Origin of the sequence: Pseudoalteromonas sp. Scap06, from assembly GCF_013394165.1 — a bacterium.
Lineage (GTDB): Bacteria > Pseudomonadota > Gammaproteobacteria > Enterobacterales > Alteromonadaceae > Pseudoalteromonas.
In genome coordinates, this window is the sequence record NZ_CP041330.1 from 1,447,816 (window position 1) to 1,474,187 (window position 26,372).

Below are 26,372 nucleotides of genomic sequence, written 5' to 3' on the forward strand. Positions count from 1 at the left end.
GTATTCTATTGCCAAGTGAGTGTAAAAAATAATAATGAGGGATAGGTAATTATGCGCCTAAACGGTGTACAAAGACTATTAGAAACGGGGCTCATCGTCAGCACCTTTGCAGCGGTATTTATTTTATGTGCTTTAATTAGTTTTCATCCTGCCGATCCTGCTTGGTCGCAAACGGGTGAGTTTACCAATGTACAAAATATCACAGGTACGGCGGGCGCGTGGGTGGCCGACATTTTACTTCTTACCTTTGGTTGGCTTGCCTATTTTGTGCCAGCGGCTATTCAGCTGCTTGGCTATTTAGTGTTTAAGCAGCCACACCGTATTTTGCAACTCGATTACACCACACTTGGATTACGTATTATTGGCTTTGCGCTGTTTATTACCTCAGCCACCGCTATCAGCAGTATTAATTTTGACGATATTTATAATTTTTCATCCGGTGGGGTAGTGGGCGATGTGATTGCATCGGCGATGATGCCTGCGTTTAATTTTACCGGTACCTCTATTTTACTGCTGTGTTTCTTTTTTGCAGGATTAACCCTATTAACGGGTGTTTCGTGGGTACAATTTGTTGATTACTTGGGTGATTTAATTGTTAGGTTATACCGCTTTTTGGTTACCTATGCTCGCGGTTGGATGCAACGCGAACGCATTGCAGGTAAAGTTCAAGACGAGCAACCCGATGCCTATTTTGAAGATGACACACGCCAACAAGAACCTGAGCTTGCTAATAAAACAGCAGACAAACCAAAAGCACTCGACAAACCAACAACTAAAGTAAACGCGCCGCAAGACGACGAGTTTATGCCGTTTGACGAGCTTGACCAAATACTCGATCAAGAAATTAGCTTTAGCGCCATAGACGATGAACCTATGGACACAGAGGCAGCACTTAATGCGCTTGATCAAAGCCCAGTGGTTGAACCTGAAAAACCAGCTACAACAGTGGTTTCACCAGCAAGGCCAATTAACAAGCCAAAATCAGGGTTTCAACCGCCGCCAACTGCCAAAGAGAAGTTTGAGCAATTATTAGAGCAAGAGCCACCTCCGGGGCCATTGCCATCATTAGATTTACTCGACAGACCCGACAAAGCAAAAAATCCAATTTCGCAAGAAGAGCTTGATAGTGTATCGCGCCTTGTAGAAACAAAACTACTCGATTTTAACGTGCAAGCAACCGTGGTTGGAGTTTACCCTGGGCCTGTTGTTACCCGTTTTGAGCTTGATTTAGCACCGGGTATTAAGGTGTCTAAAATTACTGGGCTGTCAAAAGATTTAGCGCGCTCGCTATCGGCAATTAGTGTGCGAGTGGTTGAAGTTATTCCGGGTAAAACCTATATCGGTATTGAGCTGCCTAATAAATACCGTGAAATTGTACGTTTATCAGAAGTCATAAACGCACCTAAGTTTGAGCAAAACCCATCGCCATTAACCATGGTGCTTGGTAAAGATATTGCAGGGCAACCTGTGTGTGCTGACCTAGGTAAAATGCCACATTTATTAGTTGCCGGTACAACGGGTTCAGGTAAGTCAGTGGGCGTTAATGTAATGATATTAAGCTTACTGTATAAATCGGGCCCAGAAGATGTTCGTATGATCATGATTGACCCGAAAATGCTTGAGCTTTCTGTTTACGAAGGTATTCCGCATTTATTGTGTGAAGTTGTGACCGACATGAAAGAAGCCGCTAACGCGCTGCGTTGGTGTGTAGGTGAAATGGAACGCCGCTATAAGCTGATGTCGGCTTTAGGTGTACGTAACTTAAAAGGTTACAACCAAAAAGTAATGGAAGCTAAAGAAGCGGGCTACCCAATAATGGATCCATTATTTAAAGACACCGACGGCATGAAAGACGGCCCTGATGAACTGGACAAATTACCTAGCATAGTGGTGGTTATTGACGAATTTGCCGACATGATGATGATTGTAGGTAAAAAAGTTGAAGAGTTAATTGCCCGTATAGCGCAAAAAGCGCGTGCTGCGGGTATTCATTTAATTTTGGCAACACAGCGTCCGTCGGTTGATGTAATAACCGGTTTAATTAAAGCGAACATACCTACACGTATGGCGTTTCAGGTATCAAGTAAAATAGATTCGCGCACCATACTGGATCAACAAGGCGCAGAAAACTTATTAGGCATGGGTGACATGCTTTATTTACCGCCAGGCACCAGTGTGCCAGAGCGTGTGCATGGCGCGTTTGTAGACGACCATGAAGTACATGCCGTGGTAAACGATTGGAAAGCCCGTGCTAAACCAAATTACATAGACGAAATTTTAAATGGCGATGCCACTGAAGATATTTTATTACCAGGGGAAGCCAGCGAGAATGGCGATGAAGAGTCAGATCCGTTATACGACGAAGCGGTCGCCTTTGTAATAGAAACCGGAAAAGTATCGGTATCATCAGTGCAACGTAAATTACGTGTAGGCTATAACCGTGCTGCACGTTTAGTAGAACAAATGGAAACATCAGGTATCGTGAGTGCACCAGGACATAACGGCGCTCGCGATGTATTAGTACCTAATGGAGCAAATTAATGAAAAAATTAAGTAGTTTATTATTGGTATTGGGCAGTTTAGTTGCTATGCCAAGTTTTGCTGACGACAGCCAAGCATTACAAGATAAGTTATCGACCTTAAAAAGCTTTAAAGCACAATTTAAACAAAACGTAACCGACGGTGAAGGCCAACTGGTAATGCAAGGCCAAGGCAATATTGCGCTGCAACAGCCATTGATGATTCGCTGGCAGCAAACTAACCCAGACGACACGTTATTTGTGTCAAACGGCGATAAAACCTATTACTTTGATAGCTTTGCTGAGCAAGTAACCATCATGAAAACCAGCGGTTTAATTGACTCTACACCGTTTATATTGCTCACCTCTAAAGACCCTGCGCAATGGGAAAAATACAGCGTGCTTGCCACCGATTTAGGCTTTAGCATTACCCCAAATAAAGGCGTTGAAAGCCAAGTAGAGCAGCTTGATATTACTTTTGCTGATAACGAGCAGGGGCTTGCAAAACTGGTGGTTAAAGATAACTCAGGCCAGCTATCTGCGTTTACATTTAGCAATGCACAGGTTAATACTGAGCTTGATAAAACAACTTTTGAATTTACCCCGCCAGCGGGTGTAGAAATAGACGATCAGAGTAACGGTGAGTAATTTAGGTTTTAACTTTGGGCCCGATGTACGCCCACTCGCTGCGCGTATGCGCCCTTTATCGCTAAACGATTACATAGGGCAGCAGCATTTACTAAGTAGCGATAAACCGCTGCATCAAGCCATTGTTGCAGGGCGTTGCCATAGTTTAATTTTATGGGGGCCGCCAGGGGTGGGTAAAACTACGCTCGCGCAAATTATTGCCAATCATGCCGATGCTGAACTAATTCAAATGTCGGCAGTAACGGCGGGCGTAAAAGATATACGCGATAGCGTAACCCAAGCGCGCGATAACTTACAAAGCCGCGGCCAGCGTACTCTAATGTTTGTTGACGAAGTTCACCGCTTTAATAAATCTCAGCAAGATGCGTTTTTACCGCATATTGAAGATGGCACTTTTATATTTGTAGGCGCGACCACCGAAAACCCCTCGTTTGCGCTTAATAATGCGATTTTGTCTCGTGCAAGGGTATATGTTTTAAAATCCTTGCAGGAAAGCGATTTATACACGGTAATTGAGCGTGCACTTAAACAAGATGAGCAATTAAGCCAAAAACACATCGTGATTGCAGATAACGCCAAACAGGCGCTATGCCAAGCAAGTGGTGGCGATGCTCGTAAAGTGCTTAATTTACTCGAGCAAGCAGTCGATTTAACCACTGAGCAAAACGGCCAATTTCATGTTGACGAACAGGTACTCAGCCAAGTACTCCCTTCGCATTTAGCGAAATACGATAAAGGCGGCGATGAATTTTACGATTTAATTTCGGCGTTTCATAAATCAGTGCGAGGCAGTTCACCCGATGGTGCGCTTTATTGGTACTGCCGTATTTTAGCCGGTGGCGGCGACCCGCTTTATGTTGCAAGGCGCTTATTAGCGATTGCCACTGAAGATATTGGCAACGCCGATCCGCGCGCGATGGAAGTGGCTTTAAACGCATGGGATATTTTTCAGCGTGTTGGCCCCAGTGAAGGCGAGCGCGCAATTGCACAGGCCACCTTGTATTTAGCCAGCGCACCTAAAAGCAATGCGGTTTATATGGCGTTTAACCAAGCTAAAGACGATGCTAAAAATCAGCCAAGCTACCCAGTGCCAGAGCATTTACGCAATGCCCCCACTAATTTAATGAAAGACTTAGGTTATGGCGCAGAGTATCGATATGCGCATAATGAAGAAGGCGCATTTGCTGCTGGCGAAAAATACCTACCGCCAGAAATGGATGGCAAACAATACTACCAGCCAAGTGATCGTGGACTTGAGCAAAAAATTAAACAAAAGCTCGATTATTTAAAAGAGCGCGACGCGCAAAGCCCAGTAAAACGTTATGAGCATGATTAAACTTTACATGATGATAGCTCTTGGCGGAGCCTCAGGAGCCTGTTTACGGTTTTTTATTAGCGAAACCATGCTAAAACTCCTCGGTAGGGGATTCCCTTTTGGTACGTTGACGGTTAATATTCTGGGTTCATTGTTGATGGGCATTTTGTACGGTTTAATCGATAAGCAGGTTATTGCCGTTAGTCCCGCTAAAACCCTCATCGGAATTGGCTTTTTAGGTGCGTTAACCACCTTTTCAACATTCTCAATGGATTCGTTGTTGTTATTACAACAAGGTCACTTTATTAAAATGGCCCTCAATATCATCTTAAACGTGATGGTGTGTATTTTTATGGCTTGGCTGGGCCTTCAGCTAGTAATGCAAAAAGGTTAAAAAACTAACATGTTAGATTCTAAATATTTACGTCAAGATGTCGAACAAACTGCAGCACGTTTAGCCGCACGTGGTTATGAACTAGATGTAGCGGTAGTGACTGAACTTGAAGAAAAACGCAAAACATTACAAGTAAAAACGCAAGAACTTCAAAGTCAACGTAACGCCAGTGCGAAAGCCATTGGTCAAGCAAAAGCAAAAGGCGAAGATGCGCAGCCATTGCTAGACGCAGTTGCTAACTTAGGCAGCGAATTAGACGCAGCTAAAGCTGAGCAAGATGAAGTGTTAGAAGCAATTAAACAAATTGCCTTAGCAATTCCAAATTTACCTGATGAATCGGTACCAGAAGGTGCTGACGAAGACGACAACGTAGAAATTTTAACGTGGGGCACCCCTAAAAAGTACGATTTTGAAGTTAAAGACCACGTTGATGTAGGGCAAGACCTAAACGGCCTAGACTTTGAAATGGGCGTTAAAATTAGTGGCGCACGTTTTACCGTAATGCGCGGCCAAGTAGCGCGTATGCACCGTGCACTTACCCAATACATGCTAGACACCCACACAGATAAAAACGGCTACACAGAAATGTATGTACCGTACTTAGTTAATAGCGCAAGCCTTTACGGCACCAGCCAATTACCTAAGTTTGCCGGCGATTTATTCCACACGTTAGGCCTAGTAAACGATGATGGCGAGCAGCAAGCTGGCTTTAGCTTAATTCCTACGGCAGAAGTACCGCTTACTAATAGCGCACGCGACGAAATTTACGAAGAAAGCGATTTACCGATTCGCTTAACTGCGCACACACCGTGTTTTAGAAGTGAAGCGGGCAGCTATGGTCGCGATACACGCGGCTTAATTCGCCAGCACCAGTTTGATAAAGTTGAACTAGTACAACTAGTAAAACCAGAAGATTCTATGCAAGCGCTTGAAGAGCTAACAGGCCACGCAGAGCAAATTTTACAAGCACTAGAACTACCATACCGAAAAGTGATTTTATGTATGGGCGACATGGGCTTTGGCGCAGCTAAAACCTACGACTTAGAAGTATGGTTACCAGCGCAAGACACGTACCGCGAAATTTCATCATGTTCAAACATGGTCGATTTCCAAGCACGTCGTATGCAAGCTCGTTTTCGTCGTGAAGGCGCTAAAAAACCAGAGCTTTTACACACACTAAACGGCTCAGGTTTAGCGGTTGGCCGTACACTTGTAGCAATACTAGAAAACTACCAACAAGCCGACGGCTCTGTAGTAGTACCAGAAGTATTACGCCCATACATGGGTGGACTTGAAGTGATTGGTAAAGCTTAAAGTACTAGCTGTCAGTTTTTAGCTATAAGCTTTAAGAAAGAAAGCCGCTGTTTTAACAAACAGCGGCTTTTTTATGGGTAAAAGGTTCGAGGTTAAAGGTAAAAGTATAGAAATAAAGAGTTGTGAGATTAATTCGGTGTGAAACTCACCGCGTAGGAATAGGCTTTAGCGCGTTCAATCTGTCTGTTCTTATTATCGGTTTACAGAAATCATAGCTAAAAAAGGTGATCTCACAGCGTAAATTTACAAAAACAAACACTGTATATAGACCTGTTTTGTATTTTGTCTAATATTACTGATCTCTACCATTATTGTGTATTTTTGCATTTGTAAAACATCAGACTAAGTCAACTAATTCTTTACACCTGTTTATTTGAGGGCTAAGGTGAATGTATTGTGATACATGGACATTTTTGGTTTATAAAGCGACAAATGTTGTATACAAATTGTTCTGCTTTCAATGTGCAATATTTGTATAAAATATCAAAAGGAGTTATTGATGAATAAAAATAAAGTAGGTATGCGCTACTCTTTACCGAAAAATTCGAGTGAAGCTATGAGGAAGTTAGCTGAAATATTAAAGGTACCAACACATAAATTAATTGGGGATAAAGACCAAATAGTAATGACTATGAGTGGACCATTTTGTACCGACAATTAAATCGTTTAGATAAAATGTCAGTAATGAGGATGATTCAAGATTTATCTTATCCACAATTACAATATGAGCTTAGAGTTAAATGTTTAGACTCAGTAGTTAAACCACAATGGGCTGAGTGATACTTAACAAATGAAGAGTTAAAAGAAGTTTTAGATTTTCACAGCCAACTCAATAGGTGGTCAAGCTTGCTGGGGGAAAATCCTGGAGCGTATGGTGTCGGCGGTTCTGTATGGAGTATCGCTAAACAGGGGGCATCAACTGGGAATGTAACTGTTTTAATAGCTTCGCTGATACTTATCGGTGCCCATGAGTTTTCTTATAGCGAGACCCAGAAGTACTCTAATGAATTAGAGCGACGTAAAGTTTTAAATTAAGGAAGAACATGAATCATATTAAAACTTGCAGCTTCTTTGCAATTCTTTACACAATGCTAATATTTTTTGGTGTATTTATTCATTCTATTTTAAAGATAACACCTGAAGTAGGTTTAAATATTGTAGCGTTAATTGCTACAACTTATGTGGTTATTAAGCTTAAATATATAAACTTTTTTGAAAGTAAATTACAACTTCTTTTCTCTATATTTGGTGGAGGGTTGACAATTATAACTGCTTACCTGTTGGCTGTTATATTTAATAGTTTTACTCAGCCGACCATAAATGAAGGGGTTGTGCTTTTTGTTTTCAATACATTAGTTATTTATCTAACCATTCAAGTAGTGATCAAAAAAAACATAATAAGGCAATAAAGTCGGATTTGTAACAGTTTGCTCGGTTTCACTTCGATTAACATTTTAGCAAACTGTTACTCACCTCTTATTGCGGCGTTGAGGCTGAAGAATTACTCTTTCTAGGTACGTATCTTACTACATTTAATTGATTGTTTTTTAAATTTAAATTCATTTGTTAGCTGTGATCTAATAGGTATTATTCACCTACGGTAAACCGTTATGGCTAACCACTAGCCTGACTTACCCTGTCAAAATGAATTCATTCCTATCAATTTCGATGAGCAAATTTTGTCTGACATATTAGAATATGCACTTTGTTATATTATCGAAAATAAACTCGACTTGTCGGGCTTTGACGCGTGGTATAACAACGATAAAACGGGTGCAGCGGCGTATCCGCCCACGGTGATGTTAAAGATTATTTTACTCGGTTAAGAATAAACTAGACACCCACTCTAATTTTTGCAGTTTGGCGAACTAAGTACTAGGCCTTCATCAGTGTGAAAACAAGCTTGGTGTCTTATAGCAATCGCAAGAAAGCGTCAAGTAAGCTTGGTTGATACAAAGTACTACCACTGTATATCACGTTGTGTTCGGCGTGCTTTTTTGTGCGGTGAAGACCATTTTACTGGTCACTCTTTTGAGCATCGCAGAGGGTGGGTTGAAGACAAATTCCTTGAGTTAGCCAAAATATTTTGTATTGACGTCTGTGCTTATGCCGTTATGAGTAACCAGCAAAATGTTGGAACATTTTACAACAGCGCAGTTGGCCCGGAGGGCGGAAGGCAGGATGCCTGAAGTACATGCATTTAGTGTTGTATGTAGATGACAAAAAAGCGAACAGACTGAATGATAAAGCGATTGTTATTCGCTGGCACAAGCTGTGTAAAGGTACTGTCCTTACGCAAAAGTACATACAGGGTGAGAAGCTAAGTAAAGCTGAACTTATCTTTTTTAATAAAACAGTAAAGGAATATCGAGAGCGCCTATCAAGTCTTAGCTGGTTTATGCGGTTGTTAAATGAAGACATTGCGCGCAGGGCAAATAAAGAAGATAACTGCACAGGTAGGTTTTATTCGCTGCCATCCATGGCTCTCACCCTTCGGGCTGCCTAACGGCATTCAAATTTATTCCCTATAAATATATGGGAAGGGCGGTTTAGGTCACAAGCACTTCTTGATGAAGCCGCACTTTCGGCCTGCATGGCGTATGTCGACTTAAACCCAATCAGAGCTAAAATGGCTAACACCCCAGAAGAATCTGACCATACCAGCGCCCAACTACGCTTAACATGTGCAAAGAAAACAACCAAAACAACTGCTCCGATTTGCAGGTATGTCACGTCAAGTTATGCCAAAAGGGATGCCGTTTGAGTTAAAGTCGTACCTTGAACTTGTTGAGCTAACTGGACGAATAATTCGAGAAGATAAACACGGCCATATTGATAACACCCAACTTCCTTTACTGGAAAGACTCAATATATCTCCTGAAAACTGGTTAAAACTCACCACACAATTTACACGCGTATTTCACGGCGCAGTTGGCAGGGGGACCTCGCAAGCTAGTTATTGTGAAAATTTGAAACTGCATCATGCGATTATTTTTATGCGTGGAATTTAGATTTAAGAGTAATAATTGCTTATTTACTGGGTGAAATAAAATTAACGTAGCCGTAAAGCATTAATAATTGACCTAAAAAGTAAATCTAATAATACAGCTTTGCTTGTTAAATTAGAGTTGGTGTGAATTTAGTTGGTTTTCTAACAGCTCTTGAACCACCTTTCTTTTAAATTCCTCTGTAAGTTTACGAAACACTTTTTACTTTCATTACATCTTACTCCTAAATATATGTCTACTTTTATGGAGTCAGATCACCACTACAGTGCTGGGATCAAATTTGAACCAAAGCGGAAAGCCTTGGTGTGAGAAGATTTACTTTTATTGAATTATTTATTGTAACTGTATAAGATATAATTATTTAATATTTAAGGATATTTAATGAAAGTATGAACTCGGGCCTGTAGAGTATATTATACCTCACAGTATTGAAATAGGGGCTATGGATAGCGATAACCTTTGAGAAGAAGGTGAGTCACTCTGTTTGTATTTTTGGTTAAATTTGAACATAATTATATGATTTTTTTTTTAAGTACACTGATTTCACTTGTCTTTTTTAGTTTTACTCACCCTTGTTACAGTAAAGAAATTACAAATATGGGGGGCGGAAGAAACCCTTGGCACCCTAGCCATATCATAGGTAACGCAGGAATGTATTATGACGGTGTTACATACTTTGTATTTCAGTCAGGAGGATCTCAGAATTGGCTTGACCCTGCAATAATGTCTTTTTCACATAAAAATAACACAATAAGTGGACCTTATAAAATAGGAGATAATAAGTTAGCTAAACTAAATGATATGCATGGTTCTCCAGCATTAACAATAGATAGTGGGGGCTATCTCCATGTTGTATACGGTGGGCATGGCTTTGTAAATAATGGTGAGATGGTTCATGCAATTTCAAAACGTCCTAAAGATCCAAGAGAGTGGAGATATATAAAAAATATTGATCCAAACACAACCTATCCAAACCTAAATAAAATTAATGATGGGACAATTATTTATAGTTATCGTTCTGGAGGACATAGAGATTCTTGGTTAGTGTCATACTCAATAAACCAAGGAGAGACTTTCGAAAACACAGAAGAGGTACTGAGCTCAGGGAAAATAAGGTTTGATGAGAAATATTTTCTTAAGGAGAACAATCTATCTTTCTGGAAATCTATTAATCAATCATACTATTATGACAGTTGGTATGCTTCCTTTTTTTCTGGAAGTAACGACTCAGTCCACATGCTTTTTAGGTATCACGCTTGCGCGAATGATTTTGGTACAGATTATCATAATGAGAGAAGAGTTAATTTATATTATGCTCGGCGTGATAAAGATGGGCACTGGTATAATATTTCAGGAAAGAAGCTATCTTTACCCATAAGCAGAGAGTATGCAAATAGAAATAATATTATTTGGAAGTCTGAAGTTATTAAGGGTAAAGGTAAATTACAAGGCGCTGTATTTTCACATTTAACAACGGATATCTCAGGGAATCCTTATATTAGTTTAATGTCAGGTACTGCTCAGTGGAGAAAAGAATTAGAGAATAAATATGTTGGTATTGGTAACTTAGAGGTTGGGAAGTTTGTTTTTAAAATGGCACCAGACATAGGTGTGATTAAAGTACTAGGCAAGAACACTTTAGAGTTACAGTCAGATGATGGGAAATATATTACTACATCGCAAGGAGACGAATGGTCTACGGGTATAAGAAACATTAGCTTGCCCATTAAAAGGTTAACTGAAATCAAAGATTCTCAGTCTGATGCTCGCTTTTTGGCACTAGAAAAAAAACCTTCTAAAGACTTAGAAAACGTAAAAATTTACCTATTAGGTGAGAATGGATTTATTTTCAAAAATTAGTTCTTATGATGAGATCTGCTAGATTTTACTAGAGATCTAAAAAGTTTTTTTCATTTGAAATTAGGATGATTGGCATATGTTCGAATGGAGTTAAAATATGTTTTATTAGTATGATATACCTAATAAATTAAAGGAATTTCTGATGTACTGATTATTTATAGTCCTAGCATTAATGTTAAGCTTTTCAAGTTCTGCAATTGAAAATGTTATATTTAATAAATACTATTTTCCAATTAACGATAGTTGGGAAACGATGAGAGTTTTAGAGAAAGATGAAGGTTTTGCCCTAGTCAATAGTCAAATGCAAACTTTGAGCATTAGAAAATTTGATAACAATGACTCATTGATCACTTTAGAAGATGGAAGTACAATTCCTCTAGTTGATATACATTTAGACAGCCTAACAAATTCAAATTCGGACATAGAAAGTAAAGTTTATAAGGAAATCAAGAATAGCTTCTCTAGAGTAAAAGAGATTCAAAACAAAACTAACTCCCTTACCTTATTCGTCGAAGTCAAGCCAGATTTAATTTATACACAAATTGCCTATTTATATTCAAAAGAAAATGGAATTTTTATTGGGATTACCTCAACAATACCTGAGAGAGATTTTTTAAAATTTTTAAAATCAATCCACGAAAAAAATAAGGAAGTTAAATGTCAAATCCTATCGAGCAACTAGATAAATAAGATCAAGAAAACCTACAATTTATATTACAAAAAAACGTATCCTGAAAGTAGTGTCTTTAAAGAAAACAAGCCTTCGATTGAAACTCAAAAGTCTATATGCAAGCTCTTAAGACTAATACTTTTTGTAACAAAGCAAGGACAGCGCTTACTACTGAATTAGCTACAGTAGAACAGATATACAGGGGTAAGTTTAAAATGGTCGTCAATAAGGTTCTAAAAGAAATAAAAGGTCATTATAAAGAAAATAACCTTAACTTTTTTATTTGCAATCAGGTAATAAAGTATAAAACCAAAGGGGTTACCCATTAGAAAGTTCCGATCAAGCAGGCAGCTGTGTTTCCTTGATCTTTTTATTCAAAAACCAAGTGTTCTTATTATTTAAACTCAATTTAAATATGACTACGCACCTAGTAATGACGTCGATTGGTGTGAATACGCACCAGTCACCCATATGAATTTAGGCAGTATAATTAAGCATTATTGATGATTAATTAATGCCCTTGGCTTTCGCCTCAGTCATCGTTTAGTACCGATGTCAGTCCAGTTTCTGCTGTGTTTACACACTGCGCTGTAACAATCCGGTGGTTTATGCTTGAACATAACCAACCCTTTGTGGCTCAAACATTGGGCATATCCAGTATTTAAAATATGAGCGGTTAACGTGCAGGCTCAATCAAATCTAGTGGTTTTACCAACCCCATTACTAGCTCAACACATTAACCTAATTTTTTATAGTCGCTAAGTAAACGCCTTGTGTTCATCAAATGGGACATTATCTTTAAGCACGTGATAACAGGCTCTTGCGAGCTTATGCGCAACCGTTTTAATTGCGATAACTTGGTTCGTTTTAGCCAGTTTTCGTTGATAATATTTTTTGATTGTCGGGTTGTACCGAATGGCAAAATTAGCGGCCTCAGTAAACGCCCACGCTAAATAACGATTACCATTCTTCTGATTCGTAGCGCCTTTCTTCTTCCCATTGCTGTATTTTGCACTTTTAACGCAGCGACAATAGGAGGAGAAATTACCTGGACTATCAAAACGTTTAATAGTGCCTGTCTCTAACATAATGGTCAGTGCTAAGGCATTCCCAATCCCATAAACTCAGGGGAGAGCGATGTTTGTTGTAAAATAGCGCTCTCTATTGCATTAATTTGCTGTTGGGCACAGCGTATTAATGAGAGGTTAGAAATGACTGACAGTGCAGTATTCATTGAGGTAAAGTCTGCGTGTACCTGCTCAGTATTAACGCCTTTTCTGATAGCGGCCATTTGTTTTATTTTGTTGCTACTGAGCTTGTATCCAAGATGACGCATGTAACAACTTTGCACTGATAATAAGTTTTTTGTGGACTGTTGAACAATGTCCATTCGTTTACGCATTAAGTCTCGAACAGCCCTGAGCTCTCGAGGATAAATATAGCCCACAGGTAGAATGTTTAAACGTAGCATTTCAGCTAACCAACACGCATCACTGTGATCGTCTGCATATTTTAAGCATGAGTATTGTTGAATTGCCGCAGGGTTCGCTAAGTGAAGTGTAAACCCTTCATCCATTAAAGCATCGACTAACCAATACCAATTAAATGTTGATTCGACAACAAGCCTTATCAACTTATCTTTATAAGGACTTAGAAAAGATAAAATGACAGAAATGTCATTATTTAAACGCTTAACGGTAAGTGTTTCACCATGTTCATTAATGATAGCAATAACACAATTATTTGAATGCAAGTCAATTCCACTACATAGTTTCATACCAAGCTCCTCGAAATACAGTTTATGTTTTGGTCAACACAACTGTACCGAAAAACTCGAGGAGCTTTCTATATGATTATCAAATCTTGACTTCAGACATTAGAACTAAAATTTCTCAAAGCGGCTTGATTTAAGCCGTTATTTTTCTCTAAAAGCACAGCGTCTCGTATTCTCTTTGTGAAATAATGTTGCTTTGCCAACATAAGTTTTGTGCGTTTGGGGGGAGTTATTTTTAGCATATTATAATTATGATATAGGCGTTGGTGAAAAGCCATTTGTTTACTTATTTATAAGGTGGATTGTTTTCATAAGTGTTTGTAATATAGTGTCTATTAATCAACCTAAATATAGAATAAGGAACATTCATGGAATTAGTCAAAACCACAAGTTTGAAATTTGATGTAACAGAAACTGGTCATCAAATAATACAAGCTAAAATAAACGGACATAAAGTAAATTTAATTTTAGATACAGCGGCGGGTGCATCTGTTTTAGATAGGGCATGTATTAAAAAGCTTGGAATACAAGAGAAACTAAGTGAAGAAAATGCCGCAGGTTTAGGTACAGCCGACCACGAAATGGGCTTATTAGACGTTTTAAAATTTGAATTAGCAGGTCAGTTGTATGAAAGTACAGAGTTTGTTTCACTTAACCTAGACCATGTTCAGCCCGCTGGTGGTGACAAAATAATACATGGGTTATTAGGCTCTCCATTTTTTAGAAAATACCAAGTTGTGTTAGATTTTGGTACTGATACACTGACAATTAGTGAGCCATTAGCTGATTGTGAGTAATTAAAGTGGCTTTTTTAAGCCGATATTTTGCATATCTAGCACAGCGTGATAAGTCGGGTTGCCCCAAGTGAATTAATCATTTTTGTAGGATGGCGCAGCTTCGCCACTTATCCGACCTACGTTAAAAGGTAGGTTGGTTAAGCCAAAGGCGCGACCCAACAGAGTTCTAATTTAGGTGTCACAAGTTGGTTAATGTAGTTACTTAATTTGTGTGTTTATAACACTATAAAAGCAGCGAATTTGCATGAGTTTCATTAGTAACACTATAATAATCACTTACTCTTGAGCTTAATTGCAAAAGAGCTAATCAAGCTTTAAATTGCAACGCCATGACTCTATATCCTATTCTATAGATTGTTCGCTGTGCTTAATTTATTCAACTGCTTTTAAGCGTTTTGTTATGGCTTGTAATTTTTCTTCTAGTGTAAAAGACAGGACTAAGGTTTCTTCTACAATTTCTTTCGTTTCGTCAACTAATCCTACTAGCTCCGACTCTTGCTCTTCATCCAAACCTAGAGTGATCATTTTTGATTGTATAGCTTGAGATAAATCATTAACGAGTATTTTTACTTGCTTATCTTGCTCTGAGCATAGTTTATTTATAGCACTAAAATCATCAGCAAGTTGGCTCTTGAGGGTGTTTAAAGCTTGTTGACGTATCGTCGCTTTTTCTAATTGCTGTTCAATAAATTCCATTCGGCTTTCTATAATAGTAAGTAAAATAGCAAAATTATCTCGAAGTCGTCCGAGTAAGCCTTCGTCTTTTGCATTTATTCCTTTTACAAGTATTGAGCAAGCAGGCGCGTTAAATAATAGGTTAGAGCTAAATGGCACTATTCGTTTTGCTCTTCTGCCTAGTTCAAGAATTTCTTTTTCCAGTTCAGAAATAGTTTGTTTTGGAAATTGGTGATATTGGTTTGCTACCCTAAACTCTACACAGCAGCTAGCGCCTGCATTGGTAAAGTACTGCTGTACGTTAGCAAATAATGCATCTAAATCGGTTACGTCAAGGTTGTCAGTAAAGAATGAAACTAACTCTCCGAGTTCACTCGCTTGTTGCATTGAGGTAAAAGCAGTTGTAGAGGCAACATCGTACATTTCTTTTAGATTATTTCGCTCTGTAATACGCAGTTCAACACGCTTTAATTTTTCGTTAAGTTCCTTAAAGTCTACTGGCTTGGCAATATAATCATCGCCGCCATACCCATATGCTATGAGTTTGTCTTCACTTGATGTTAAAGCGGATATAAATATAATTTCGCAATCATCGTATTCACCGGATTGAGTTATTTGTTCAACTAAATCATAACCAGTAAGGCCATTACTAAGTAAAATATCCATCAGGACGACTTGTGGTTGATGCTGTTCCATTAGTGCTAATATTGGCTCGGTTCCATCAGATGAAGCAATATCGTGTTGCTTAGAAAGCGCAATTTCCATGATGTTTCTATTTTGAGGGTTATCGTCAACGGACAATATTTTCACTTTGACTCCTTAATTTAGTTATTGTCGTCCTATCTTAAATGATATTAGTCATGGAAATGGCTACCCGCAAATAATCGACTTATGTATATTTTTCATTACTTATTTAAGTGATACAACTTGAACCCTCAATTAAGGTAGTTACCTAATTTATGTGTTTATAACCCCTATTAAAGCGGAGAAATTGTCATGAATGTCATTAGCAACACTACAATAATCACTGACTCATTAGCTTCGTGGCATAAGAGCCAATCGACGTTTCAATTTCAAGGTCATGACATTGCATATCATGTGCAAGGGGAAGAGGGCGCGCCGTGTTTATTACTGATCCATGGTTACCCAACCGCAAGTTGGGATTGGCATAATCAATGGGCTGCGCTCACTCAACACTTTAAGGTGTTTACCCTCGATATGCTGGGCTTTGGTTTTAGTGATAAACCAAAAAACAGTCGCTACACCATTAGTATGCAAGCGGATTTACTGACATATTTTTTAAAGCTGTTCAATGTAAAAGCAGCGCATATTTTAAGCCATGATTACGGTGACACAGTTGCGCAGGAGCTACTTGCTAGAAGCAACTTAAATGAAGCACATGCCATAAAAATACAAAGCATCTGCTTTCTTAACGGCGGGTTATTTCCAGAAACACATAAACCGGTATTATTGCAAAAGCTGTTACTTAGCCCGATAGGCGCTTTAGTGTCGCGACTTGCGAACTATAAAAGTTTTAAGCATAATTTTGACAATATATGTTCTATACCACTTGCTGAAAAAGAGCTAAACGAATTGTGGCAGTTAATTGAATACAAACAGGGTAAGCCTGTAATGGCAAAACTGATTTATTACATCACAGAGCGTAAATTACATCGCGCTCGTTGGGTGAGCGCTTTACAACAAGCAGATATACCCATGCGGTTAATTTGCGGTATGGACGACCCTGTTTCGGGCCGTCATATGGTTAAACGATATCGCGAATTAATCATTAATCCAGATATTATTGAATTGGAAGGGGTAGGACATTACCCGCAATTAGAACAACCAATTCAAATAACTCAGTCCTTTTTTGAATTTCATACATTAAAATAAAGACTAATTTGGCGTTACCAGCATCAGCTTTGCCTTTTTGCCATCGGTTAATATCGCTACATTACCTTCAGCAGTAACAAACACATCTCTGAGCCTGCCTTTAGCCTCTGGGAAAATATGTGATTGGGTGAACTCACCATTTGCTAAATTAACGCTGTAGAGCTTTTTATCGACCAATGTAGTAATAAGTACGTGGCGTTGCAGTGAAGGGAAGGCTGCATGCATAGAGCCATAATATGCCATGCCTGATGGCGCAATTGAGGGCGTCCAATCTACGGTTGGTTTAGCCATGCCTGGGTAGTCTCTAAAGGGCGAAATACGTGCTTGCGAGTAGTCATCACCGTTGGTTATTACTGGCCAGCCGTAATTGGTGCCAGCCTTTAAGTAGTTGAGCTCATCACCGCCTGCGGGGCCGTGTTCGTGGCTAATGATTTGCTTGGTATCGTAATCATAAACCAAGCCTTGCAAGTTACGGTGCCCGAGTGAATAAATGGCATGCGCGGTAGGGGTTTCATGTTTAATAAACGGGTTATCGCTTGGAATGGTGCCATTTAAATTAATTCGTAGCACTTTACCTAATTGGCTGGTTATAACTTGTGCTTGCTCGCGGTAGTCAAAGCCATCACCACTTGAAAACAGTAAGCTATTATCGGGCAGTACAAGCGCCCGGCCAGAGTAATGCTGCGGTGTGCCCTTATCGGTGGCAACTTTATAAATAACTTTTGGTGCTGAAAACTGCTCGCCATCAAACTTAGCTTTGGCAATAACGAGTCTGTTTGCATCAAGCTCACCTTGGGCATAAGTGAATATTATTTCTTTTGATTCACTGTAATTTGGCGAAAGTACTATATCGAGTAAACCGCCTTGCCCTGCAACGTATAAGCCCTCGAAGCTTATTTTAACTCGGCTTTGTTGGTTGTTTTTTATGATGACAACATGGCCATCACGCTCTGTAACTAACCACGTATTGTTTGGGAGCTTAACCATGCTCCATGGTGAATTGAGATCTGTTGCTAAGGTACTAGCAGTATATTGCTGTGTTGGTAATTCGGCACTGACGTTACAAGAAAACGTTAAAAGCGAGAGTAGCGTAATACAACGTAGAGATTGTTTACCCTGCAAGCCTTTGCTAGTGTAAGGAAAAAGTTTTATTTTAAGTTGAGATAACCATGCAGTTTTTAACACGTATACTCCCGTCATTTCTAGTTTCTTGGTTGCTTACATTCACTCTTGCTAGCTTGTTTCATAGCCAATACGTTGTCAATCAATTAGTTAATGTAGGTGTCGTGGTGGGCTTTAATGATTGTGTTAATTTAACCCTTGAAGACTGGCTTGGCTTGCTACCCACTTACGGCGCTATTATTGCTATTGCATTGAGTATTGCATTTTTTGTGACTTGGTTTATCGCGAAAAAGCTTAAAAATCAGGGAGTACAATTATTTGTAATTGCGGGTATTGTAGCGTTTGCAACAGCGTTAATTGCTATTGAATCTATTATGAATATTACCATTATTGCGGGTGCAAGAGGCTGGGGGTTTTATGCGCAATTATGTGCAGGTGCAGTAGGGGGTTATGTATTTGCAAAACTCATTAAGGCAAATAAGCAAAAGGCAGAGCATCACGGTTTTTAAGTCCGTATTGGTCTGTAATGTAAAAAGCCGCTATAAATACAGCGGCTTCTGTGTGTAAGAATTGCGTAGTGATATCAAAAAATCAAACTAAAAAGTTTATAACCACTTAAGCCAAAAATAAGCACTAATACTGGTAAAGTAAATAGGTTTACCAACACTGAGTTAGTGTATTTACCCATTACAGAGCGTTGATTTACTAGCCAAACAAGGTAGGCAGTTACAATTGGCAATAATAAACCATTAGCGGCTTGGGCAAAAATTATCACGGCAACAGGGTCTAAACCCAGAGATGCTACGGCAGCACCAAATAATAAAATAACAATGGCAACGCCTTTAAAGCGAGTGTTATCCATTTTATTTGACCAACCTAACATGCCACATACCGCGTAAGCGCCGGCAAGGGGAGCCGTAATAGCGCTGGTTAAGCCTGCGGCAAATAAACCAATAGCAAAAAAGTAATGGGCGGCATCACCTAGTAAGGGTTCAAGTTGTACCGCCATATTGGCAGCACTTATTTGCCCTGCATCGGTGCCATAAAACGCCACTGATGCGGTTGATAAAATAGCTAAGGTGATCACGCCACCTAGGGTGATGGACACGCCCGTATCTATATTGGTTTCTTTAATTACTTTTTGTTTGTCACTCTCGCTGTCATGGCGAGCAGCCAGTACCCCTGAGTGTAAAAATAAGTTATATGGCACTATGGTCGTACCTACCAATGCTAATACTGTGGTAACTGAGCCCTCTGGCATGCTAGGAACAAAACCAGCTAATATGTCACTGAGCGAGGGAGCCGCCATAACAAGCGTAGAGATAAACACTAGGCTCATTAAAATCACTAGTAAAATAAGCGCATTTTCAACAACTTTGTGTTTACCGCTATACAGTAATACGGCACTTAAAAATGCAATCAGTGGTGTCCAAAGTTGGGCATTTACCTGAGGGAATATTTCAATTAATCCCATGCTGGCACCGCTTAAATTACCAGCCTCGTAGGCGGCACTGCCAACACCAATGGCGCTGATCACTAAAAATATAGCAAGAGATTTAAATAGGGGAGTTTCAATATGGGCTCTTAGTGCTTGTGCTAAGTCTTGCCCGGTGGCTACGCCTAGGCGCGCCGCCATAGATTGTAATAATATGGTGGCAATTACTGAAAATAGTAGCGTCCATATTAGTGCAAAACCAAAGTTTGCACCCGCTACGCTCGCGGTGGTAATAGTCCCTGGTCCAATGAAGGCAGCGGTGACGAGTAGTCCTGGTCCTAATCGCATAGTTTGACCCTAATAGTGCTTTTTATATTGCTATTTAAAGTTACACCTAACGTTTTATAACGCGATGCCTGTAATTATTGCTGCCACTTATACTAAGTGCCTTGCAGCATTGGCCGCCCCTTGGCTTTGCCTTTTTTGATAACCATATGTTAAAAAAGGTCGCGTAGCATACCAACTTGTATATAAATTTAAAGGGGATAGGTTGCGTTTGCCTAAACTTTAAACGATTTAATAGGTTTTAGTTGTTATCAAGCTTTGGTACCAAGCAAAAATCTTATATGATGTTGACAATAGCACACAATATAAACTTTCAAAGGCGACCATTATTAGTGACTGTAATACATCACCTTTAGCTGATAACTCAGAACAATCCCCTGAGATGATGATAACCAATTCAACATTAAAAATAGCCACATTTAACCTGTTTAATTATCTTGAGCCACCTAATGCTTATTATGAGTTTGAGCGGATATATACCGCGGAGCAATGGGCAAAAAAACAGCGCTGGATTATTGATTATTTAACCGAGCATCAGCCCGATGTAATTGGCTTTCAGGAAGTGTTTAGCATTGAGTCGCTTAGAGAATTAGTAAAGCAGCAAGGTTATGCGCACTTTGCTGTGGTGGATGAGCCACAGGTAATAGATGATTTTATTTATAAACGCCCCGTTGTGGCAATAGCTGCAAAATACCCCATTGCTGAAGTAGCGAGCGTAAAACACGACTATGAGCTTGCCAGTACTTTAGGTTTAACTGAAGATTTTGCCTTTAGTCGTAAAGTTCTTAGAGCCACAATAAATTTGCCGCATATCGGTAATACCGATTGCTATGTGGTGCATTTTAAATCTAAACGGCCATCAATTGAGATTGATGAAAATAATAAAGAACTAACCGCTGAAAAAAACATTATTGAAATTTTAAAAGCAAATGTAGCGGGTGGCTGGGGCTCAACTATTCAGCGCGGTAGTGAAGCAACATTGCTGATGATAGAAATGATAAGCCGTCGTGAGGCCACGCAACAGCCTATGATATTAATGGGAGATTTTAATAACGACCTAGCTGATGGCGTTTTAAGCCATTTACTAACCAATACACTGCGTTTTTCCCCTACGTTTGATAGTAAAACTTACCTTGCAAAATATTGTCTTAACGATGCGTGGCAGTTATTTACAAAGTTAAACGATGATTGCGAGCTTGATGAAGCACCTAATGAGCCAATAAAAGGTATTACCGATAAAGATAATCGAGGTTTAAAACTACCACGAAAAGCAACGCATTACTTTGGCGCAAGCAGCTCTGTGCTTGATTATATTTTGCTATCTTGTGAGTTTGATTCTGGCTATGACGACAGTTTTTTTGAAGTAAGCGATTATCATACTTACGATCGTCATTTAATTAACCCCGAGTTTGAGCGCGACGATTTAAGTACCGATCACGGCGTTGTATGTATCACGCTTAAACTGCGGGAATAATGATTAACTCACCACTGTTTAGATATTATGCCAAACAGTGGCGGGTCGTTATTTACTGACGAGGATTTATCTCTAAAGGTGACAAGGTAATGGTGGCATTACTACTTGCGCCTTTGTAACCTTGATACTCTTTGTTTTCAAACAGTGTGTAAAAAACATCGACATAATCATCATTATTGGTAAACCATTCATCAGGCATTGCTTTAAGTAACTCATTAGTGAGTTTAGGAATAATAGTATAGCCCTGTGCTTGTAAGTCAGGGATACTTGCCATTACTTGCTCTGATATTTCTAATAACTTCATTGCTAAGGTTTTATAATTTGTGTTGTCATCTTGCTCCATTAAAAGCAAATCGACAGCTTGCCAACGATAACGTTGCCAATGAATTAAAACCTGATTAGGGCTGTAATTGGTTTTATCATGATCTAAATAAGGTAAATCAACAATATCTAATATTGGTTCATCTCTGCTAGGATCGATCCCCGTTACGATGGCATAGACTTCTGCTTTACCTGAAATCCAAGGTTCTTTATCATCCTCTAAATGTATTTTTTTCAGCACGCTAGTTTGTAATGGCTGATCATTATTTAATTGATTTTGTGGGCTAACCATGTTTTTGCTGAATTTGTTAGCTGACAAAATTCCTTTCATTACTGCAATACCCGCACCCTGTACTTTTTGCTGATCTAATTCGACAATAAAAATAGGTTGAGTTGGCATTTGGTCTACGCTTAAATAATGAATGTTACCAAACTGATCGAACGCTTCAATCTCGCTCCATTGGCTATCGTCACCAGCGGGTGCAAATGCGAATAAAGGGTTTTCACCTTGTTGCCAATCAGTTAGCATGGTTTCGCTAGCTAAACGCACTTGTAACAAGCTTCCTGTATTTTTAGGTAAGCCTTTAAGCTGTTGTAAGGCACTATTTGCCTGACTTATATTACGTTGTGTATGCCGTGCTACTGTTGATAACTGATCAGCATTTAAAACTAAGTTATATTTATTTACTGATTGTTTTAAATCAGCATTCAACACTGAATAATTAAGCGCTACTTGCTTTGCGAAATTACGCTTAATAGTTGCTACGTTTTTGTATTGAGCTTGCTGTACCAAGCTTTCTGCATTTTCAATATGATCTTGAGCTGAAAAAGCAGGTACTGATATAAAGTTCAATAATGCCGCCGTAGCTAAAGATTTGGTTATTTTATTTTTCATAAAAATTCCGCCGTTCCATTTTTAGTAACATCTATAAAACAACAATTAGAATAAATGCTCAAGTTAAATTTATAAAATACGTAATTAGTATTAATATTATGTCAAAGTTTAATATACATTACATAAATACCGTAATTTTTATATAAAGCAGGAATCTATTACAAAAAATGTATATTTTGTAAAATAATTTATATACATATCAGTTGGTTAAATTTGGCTTAATAGTTGCTTTAACTATTATTCTAATAACAACACAAAGGAAAAAACAATGACCGATATTGCACATTCTGCGTTTGTAGCATTTTACCTATACTTAATTATGATGTTAGTTCAGTGGGCCGTTGCGACGTTTAGTAAGGCTAAACAACCTGGTGCAGTGCCAGGGAAAATTGATAAAGAGCTATCTCATGGGAGCTTTATATTTAGAGCGCATCGTACTTTTCATAACACCTTAGAAAACAGTGCACTATTTATAGGAACGGTTTTATTTGCTTTTGTGATGAATTACCACAGCTCGGTATTTGCAATATGTATATGGGTATATGTGATTGCACGCTTAATTCATATGGCACTGTATTACGCAATCGCCACCGAGAAAAACCCCAGCCCGCGTAGTTACTTCTTTTTAATAAGTGTGATTGCAAACATTGTGATGTTAGTGCTATTGGGACTGCGATTAGCAAGCTAATGAAATGGTTAAAGCGAAAAGCAAATCGGCTTTTCGCTTTAAAAAATATTTATACTATCGGCAACCAGTACTATTAAAGTCAACCACTAGACTTGCGCCCTCACTGTTTCCAGAGACTTTTAGGTACCCCCAAAATTGCTCCTGATCACGAATGAAAATACACTCGTTATTCGCACTATTGGCAGAGTTTGCAATCTCGTTACTACCATTTGGCCAAGTACTATTCGAGTAACTTAAGTCAATATTACCGCTACCATTTGCTGATGTTATTGAAATACCTGACTGACTATTTACATCTGCAATGGCAAACCACATTGGACCACTGTTACTTAAACATATGACTTCACCATCTTTAAGGCGGCCTTTACTTTGCCCTGATGACGTTGCACATGCATCAGGCAGTGAACTACGCGTTTCTTTATATGATGCAGTGAGCTTTACATTATCATAGTTATTATAACCGTTTACCATTACATGATAGTTTCCTACGTGGGCAGGATTGAAAATACATTGTTCGTTATTTCCTTCAAGGTATGGGCGACAGTCATAGCGAGATAAGGTTGGCTCTGAGTTATAACTGACGTATAAATCAGCATCCCCTGAGCCATCATTTAGACTAAATGTTAATTCGCTAGCGCCAAAAGGGACGTCAAAATTAAACTGTAACTGGGTGTTTTGCTTTTGAGAAATAAAAAGGGGTTGACCATTTATGAGCGTTTGTTTATTGCCTTGAGTATTTTCAGTTACGGTTGCGATAATTGTTTTCATATCAATGTCGCCATCGTTATCAGTGACGGTTAATGATACGGTATATTGACCTGACTGCGTGTAAGTATGTATTGGATTGGCATCTGTGCTGCTAATACCGTCGCCAAAGAGCCAAGTATAACTTACGATATTTCCGTCGCTATCGTTACTACCAACACTTGAGAACGTAATAGGGGTATTTTCTAGGCCCGAATATGGGCCATTTATATTGGCACTCGGTGCAATATTTAACGGCGAACCATATACCAACTGATCGCACCATTGCACAAATTCATTTTCATAGTTATTAGCCCAATGTTGGGTTTTATTTTTGTACGCACGCCAATTTCCTTGACGTGTGTCCGTGAGCATAGCGTTGAGTTGTTCTTTGTAGCGCTCAAACATAAAGCGTACCCCTAAATAGCCCCAACGATAAATTCTATCTTGATCAAAACCATCGTAGTTAGTGGCAAATATTTGCTGCAGGGTAAAGCGCTGTCCATTTTTAATGGTATTTATTGCCGCTTCATTATCATTTTGATTCGCGATGTATTCTGCGACCCCCTCAGACCACCATACAATGTCTTCGGTTGGTGAGTTGAAGTTACCATATAAGTTAAAACGACCGTCTAAGTAATGAACATATTCGTGCTCTAAATTCCATACAAAATGATCCGCTTTTGCATAGCTTGCTTCATAAGCTACAAAGTTGGCTTCGTTATCAGTATCAGAAGGATCGCCCTCTAAATACATTCCGCCATTATTAGTATTAATACCAAAAATGGCTTTGGCATACTTGCTATAGTCGTCACTACTATCAAAAATATTTACGTATAAAAAACGGTTATAATCATTCGCGACAGGCATATTTTCTGTGGCTAATTTAGTATGAAATAACCCTTCTTCAGCCTGCATTGCATCACATGCTGCAGCGTGTTGAGCTGCTGTCATCGCCTGTGAACGGATTTTTATGGTGTTGCTACAATTATATTGCTGGGAAAGTACTTGTTGAGTGAGTGTATCTACAAAATTACAAACACCAAACTTACTGCAATCAGTGTAATAATTTACAATGTCTGCAGCGCCAAGCCACACGGCATCACCATAGCCATAACTTTGATAGGTATTAAAAATATTAGTTAAGCCTGCGTCTACATCAGGTTGAATACTTGCTTTAGAATATTTTTTAAGGCGCGCAAGCTCACTTGCTGCATTTACTATTAAAAACTCTCCGTCAGATCCAATTAACCATTGTTTTTGCGTAAATTCACTTAATTTTATTGCTAAAGCTTTATCGTTTGCTATTAACGTTACAAATTCTCCATTCCACTGCCCGCGATATAGCAACGTAAAAATTCCATTAACTGCATTACTCATATTCCAACTGCTCGCATAACTTTTATCAAAACGCGTTAGCCATTGCTTAACAACTTCAAGATAACGATGTTGTTGTTCAGCACTATCCATTGTAATAATGACTTCTGACAGTGTTTTACCATGGTCATCGTTGTTATCATAAAAATGTTGATTGTTTACAAAGGCATTAATGGCATCTGCAACGCTAGGAGTTACCAATGCAGGAAAGTCGATAGAGTCATTATAAAACTCTGCATAAAAGCCGGTTCGCAAATATAAAAATAAAGCTTCGATCTGCTCATTGCCACCACCAGTGTAACTTTGTGAAAGTGAGTTAGCATGGTTAGCTACAGCAATCATATTATCGGTGGTAAAAATCTGTGGTTGAAGATCGGTTGCAGCGAATAACTCGTTGATACACCGTGTACCTTGGCGCTTTACTTCGTCAATAATCGTAATGGGATTTGCAACAGCAAGGGCATTCAAATCACAATTAACGGCCATTACCTGGCTTAACATTCTCTTCGTTCTAATATGTTGCTGTATTGGCGTTTGTTGAGGTAGCTGTTGCGGCTTTTTTTGTGATTGTGCCACAGGTGCATTGCTATTACTGTATTGGTTTACGCCGTGATGCATGACGCGCTCTACAATAGCAGGCTGCGGTTTAAACGTTCGTTCTTGCTGGGAATGTGCAGTTGCAAAGCCGGTGATACCTAATAGCGGTAAGGCCAAAATAAATTTATATATTTTCATAACTTTCCTTTGATAATGATTATCTCAATCTGTAGTACACAATTGAGGTACAGGGTTGTATCATTTTTCTCCCTTTGCAATCAATAAGTTTTACTTTTAGTTTTAAAGTTAATGCTTTAGTTTGTTAGGTGTTAAGCTTTGGAGGCAATGAAGTCGCATTAGATGCGAAGCACTTGTAGACTTAAAGATTTAAGCAGACTCATAATATTTTTAACTCAATAGCTATTATCTTTAGTGAGCAAGGGCTTATAAACGGGTGAGTTTTGTTGATTTATATAAAGTTATTTGAAGAGATGACTAAATTAATATTCTTTAATGGCGTTTTATTTAAAGCGAATCTGATAGTGAATTCATAATATCACTTTAAAA

Annotated in this window: 22 protein-coding genes and 1 pseudogene; 16 read left to right on the plus strand and 7 right to left on the minus strand. The window is 38.9% G+C overall.

Going from position 1 to position 26,372, the window contains the following annotated elements:
* The first annotated feature begins 51 nt into the window (after nucleotides 1–51).
* The 11 genes and pseudogenes from FLM47_RS06630 (at nucleotide 52) to FLM47_RS06680 (ending at nucleotide 11,740) form a co-directional block, all read left to right on the plus strand.
* Nucleotides 52–2,541, plus strand: coding sequence for a DNA translocase FtsK (locus FLM47_RS06630; RefSeq protein ID WP_178955861.1), 2,490 nt, complete (start codon nucleotides 52–54; stop codon nucleotides 2,539–2,541).
* Nucleotides 2,541–3,167, plus strand: a complete 627-nt coding sequence (gene lolA, locus FLM47_RS06635) for an outer membrane lipoprotein chaperone LolA (RefSeq protein ID WP_055011834.1) — start codon at nucleotides 2,541–2,543, stop codon at nucleotides 3,165–3,167. The genes FLM47_RS06630 and lolA overlap by 1 nt, the downstream gene beginning before the upstream one ends.
* A complete protein-coding gene (locus FLM47_RS06640) occupies nucleotides 3,160–4,503 on the plus strand; it encodes a replication-associated recombination protein A (protein ID WP_178955863.1) in 1,344 nt (447 codons plus the stop codon). Before lolA ends, FLM47_RS06640 begins: the two co-directional genes overlap by 8 nt.
* Entirely contained in the window at nucleotides 4,496–4,876 is a 381-nt protein-coding gene (crcB, locus tag FLM47_RS06645; protein ID WP_010389726.1) for a fluoride efflux transporter CrcB, read from the plus strand. The genes FLM47_RS06640 and crcB overlap by 8 nt, the downstream gene beginning before the upstream one ends.
* A 9-nt stretch (nucleotides 4,877–4,885) precedes the next feature.
* Nucleotides 4,886–6,190, plus strand: coding sequence for a serine--tRNA ligase (gene serS / locus FLM47_RS06650; RefSeq protein ID WP_024601694.1), 1,305 nt, complete (start codon nucleotides 4,886–4,888; stop codon nucleotides 6,188–6,190).
* Between the two features lie 499 nt (nucleotides 6,191–6,689).
* Entirely contained in the window at nucleotides 6,690–6,851 is a 162-nt protein-coding gene (locus FLM47_RS18785) for a hypothetical protein (protein ID WP_218648495.1), read from the plus strand.
* Between the two features lie 382 nt (nucleotides 6,852–7,233).
* A complete protein-coding gene (locus FLM47_RS06660; RefSeq protein WP_178955865.1) occupies nucleotides 7,234–7,599 on the plus strand; it encodes a hypothetical protein in 366 nt (121 codons plus the stop codon).
* A gap of 270 nt (nucleotides 7,600–7,869) precedes the next feature.
* Nucleotides 7,870–8,016 (plus strand): transposase, encoded by a 147-nt coding sequence (locus FLM47_RS06665; protein ID WP_256729678.1) that lies wholly within the window; start codon nucleotides 7,870–7,872, stop codon nucleotides 8,014–8,016.
* Nucleotides 8,017–8,103: 87 nt separating this feature from the next.
* Nucleotides 8,104–9,201 (plus strand): annotated as a pseudogene (locus FLM47_RS06670) (transposase).
* Between the two features lie 489 nt (nucleotides 9,202–9,690).
* A complete protein-coding gene (locus FLM47_RS06675; RefSeq protein WP_178955867.1) occupies nucleotides 9,691–11,058 on the plus strand; it encodes a BNR-4 repeat-containing protein in 1,368 nt (455 codons plus the stop codon).
* Nucleotides 11,059–11,230: 172 nt separating this feature from the next.
* Entirely contained in the window at nucleotides 11,231–11,740 is a 510-nt protein-coding gene (locus FLM47_RS06680) for a hypothetical protein (protein WP_178955869.1), read from the plus strand.
* Nucleotides 11,741–12,486: 746 nt separating this feature from the next.
* On the opposite strand, the gene FLM47_RS18830 is transcribed toward FLM47_RS06680, so the two are convergent.
* Together FLM47_RS18830 and FLM47_RS06685 are read right to left on the minus strand one after the other, a co-directional pair.
* Nucleotides 12,487–12,816, minus strand: coding sequence for a transposase (locus tag FLM47_RS18830; protein ID WP_256729680.1), 330 nt, complete (start codon nucleotides 12,814–12,816; stop codon nucleotides 12,487–12,489).
* Between the two features lie 11 nt (nucleotides 12,817–12,827).
* Complete coding sequence (locus FLM47_RS06685) at nucleotides 12,828–13,505, minus strand: transposase (RefSeq protein WP_256729681.1); 678 nt, start codon at nucleotides 13,503–13,505, stop codon at nucleotides 12,828–12,830.
* Between the two features lie 365 nt (nucleotides 13,506–13,870).
* On the opposite strand from FLM47_RS06685, the gene FLM47_RS06690 reads away from it, so the two are divergent.
* Nucleotides 13,871–14,299, plus strand: a complete 429-nt coding sequence (locus FLM47_RS06690; RefSeq protein WP_178955871.1) for an aspartyl protease family protein — start codon at nucleotides 13,871–13,873, stop codon at nucleotides 14,297–14,299.
* A 372-nt stretch (nucleotides 14,300–14,671) separates the two neighbouring features.
* Here FLM47_RS06690 and FLM47_RS06695 read toward each other — a convergent pair whose 3' ends face one another.
* Nucleotides 14,672–15,784, minus strand: coding sequence for a response regulator (locus FLM47_RS06695; protein ID WP_256872130.1), 1,113 nt, complete (start codon nucleotides 15,782–15,784; stop codon nucleotides 14,672–14,674).
* Nucleotides 15,785–15,970: 186 nt separating this feature from the next.
* Between FLM47_RS06695 and FLM47_RS06700 the strand changes: the two genes are divergently transcribed.
* Complete coding sequence (locus FLM47_RS06700) at nucleotides 15,971–16,867, plus strand: alpha/beta fold hydrolase (protein ID WP_178955873.1); 897 nt, start codon at nucleotides 15,971–15,973, stop codon at nucleotides 16,865–16,867.
* Between the two features lie 3 nt (nucleotides 16,868–16,870).
* Here the strand turns inward: FLM47_RS06700 and FLM47_RS06705 are convergent, their stop codons facing one another.
* Complete coding sequence (locus tag FLM47_RS06705; RefSeq protein ID WP_178955875.1) at nucleotides 16,871–18,052, minus strand: PQQ-dependent sugar dehydrogenase; 1,182 nt, start codon at nucleotides 18,050–18,052, stop codon at nucleotides 16,871–16,873.
* Between FLM47_RS06705 and FLM47_RS06710 the strand changes: the two genes are divergently transcribed.
* A complete protein-coding gene (locus FLM47_RS06710; RefSeq protein WP_178955877.1) occupies nucleotides 18,037–18,498 on the plus strand; it encodes a hypothetical protein in 462 nt (153 codons plus the stop codon). The two genes, FLM47_RS06705 and FLM47_RS06710, sit on opposite strands and share 16 nt — an antisense overlap.
* A 74-nt stretch (nucleotides 18,499–18,572) precedes the next feature.
* On the opposite strand, the gene FLM47_RS06715 is transcribed toward FLM47_RS06710, so the two are convergent.
* Nucleotides 18,573–19,772: an Nramp family divalent metal transporter gene (locus FLM47_RS06715; protein WP_178955879.1), complete on the minus strand. Its 1,200-nt coding sequence runs from the start codon at nucleotides 19,770–19,772 to the stop codon at nucleotides 18,573–18,575.
* A 421-nt stretch (nucleotides 19,773–20,193) separates the two neighbouring features.
* Here FLM47_RS06715 and FLM47_RS06720 point away from each other — a divergent pair, with 421 nt between their 5' ends.
* Nucleotides 20,194–21,243, plus strand: coding sequence for an endonuclease/exonuclease/phosphatase family protein (locus FLM47_RS06720; RefSeq protein WP_178956851.1), 1,050 nt, complete (start codon nucleotides 20,194–20,196; stop codon nucleotides 21,241–21,243).
* A gap of 52 nt (nucleotides 21,244–21,295) precedes the next feature.
* Here the strand turns inward: FLM47_RS06720 and FLM47_RS06725 are convergent, their stop codons facing one another.
* Nucleotides 21,296–22,459, minus strand: coding sequence for a DUF3103 family protein (locus tag FLM47_RS06725; protein ID WP_178955881.1), 1,164 nt, complete (start codon nucleotides 22,457–22,459; stop codon nucleotides 21,296–21,298).
* A 268-nt stretch (nucleotides 22,460–22,727) separates the two neighbouring features.
* Here FLM47_RS06725 and FLM47_RS06730 point away from each other — a divergent pair, with 268 nt between their 5' ends.
* Entirely contained in the window at nucleotides 22,728–23,147 is a 420-nt protein-coding gene (locus tag FLM47_RS06730) for an MAPEG family protein (RefSeq protein WP_138604895.1), read from the plus strand.
* A 54-nt stretch (nucleotides 23,148–23,201) separates the two neighbouring features.
* Here FLM47_RS06730 and FLM47_RS06735 read toward each other — a convergent pair whose 3' ends face one another.
* Nucleotides 23,202–26,003, minus strand: a complete 2,802-nt coding sequence (locus tag FLM47_RS06735) for a collagenase (RefSeq protein ID WP_178955883.1) — start codon at nucleotides 26,001–26,003, stop codon at nucleotides 23,202–23,204.
* Nucleotides 26,004–26,372: the final 369 nt, after the last annotated feature.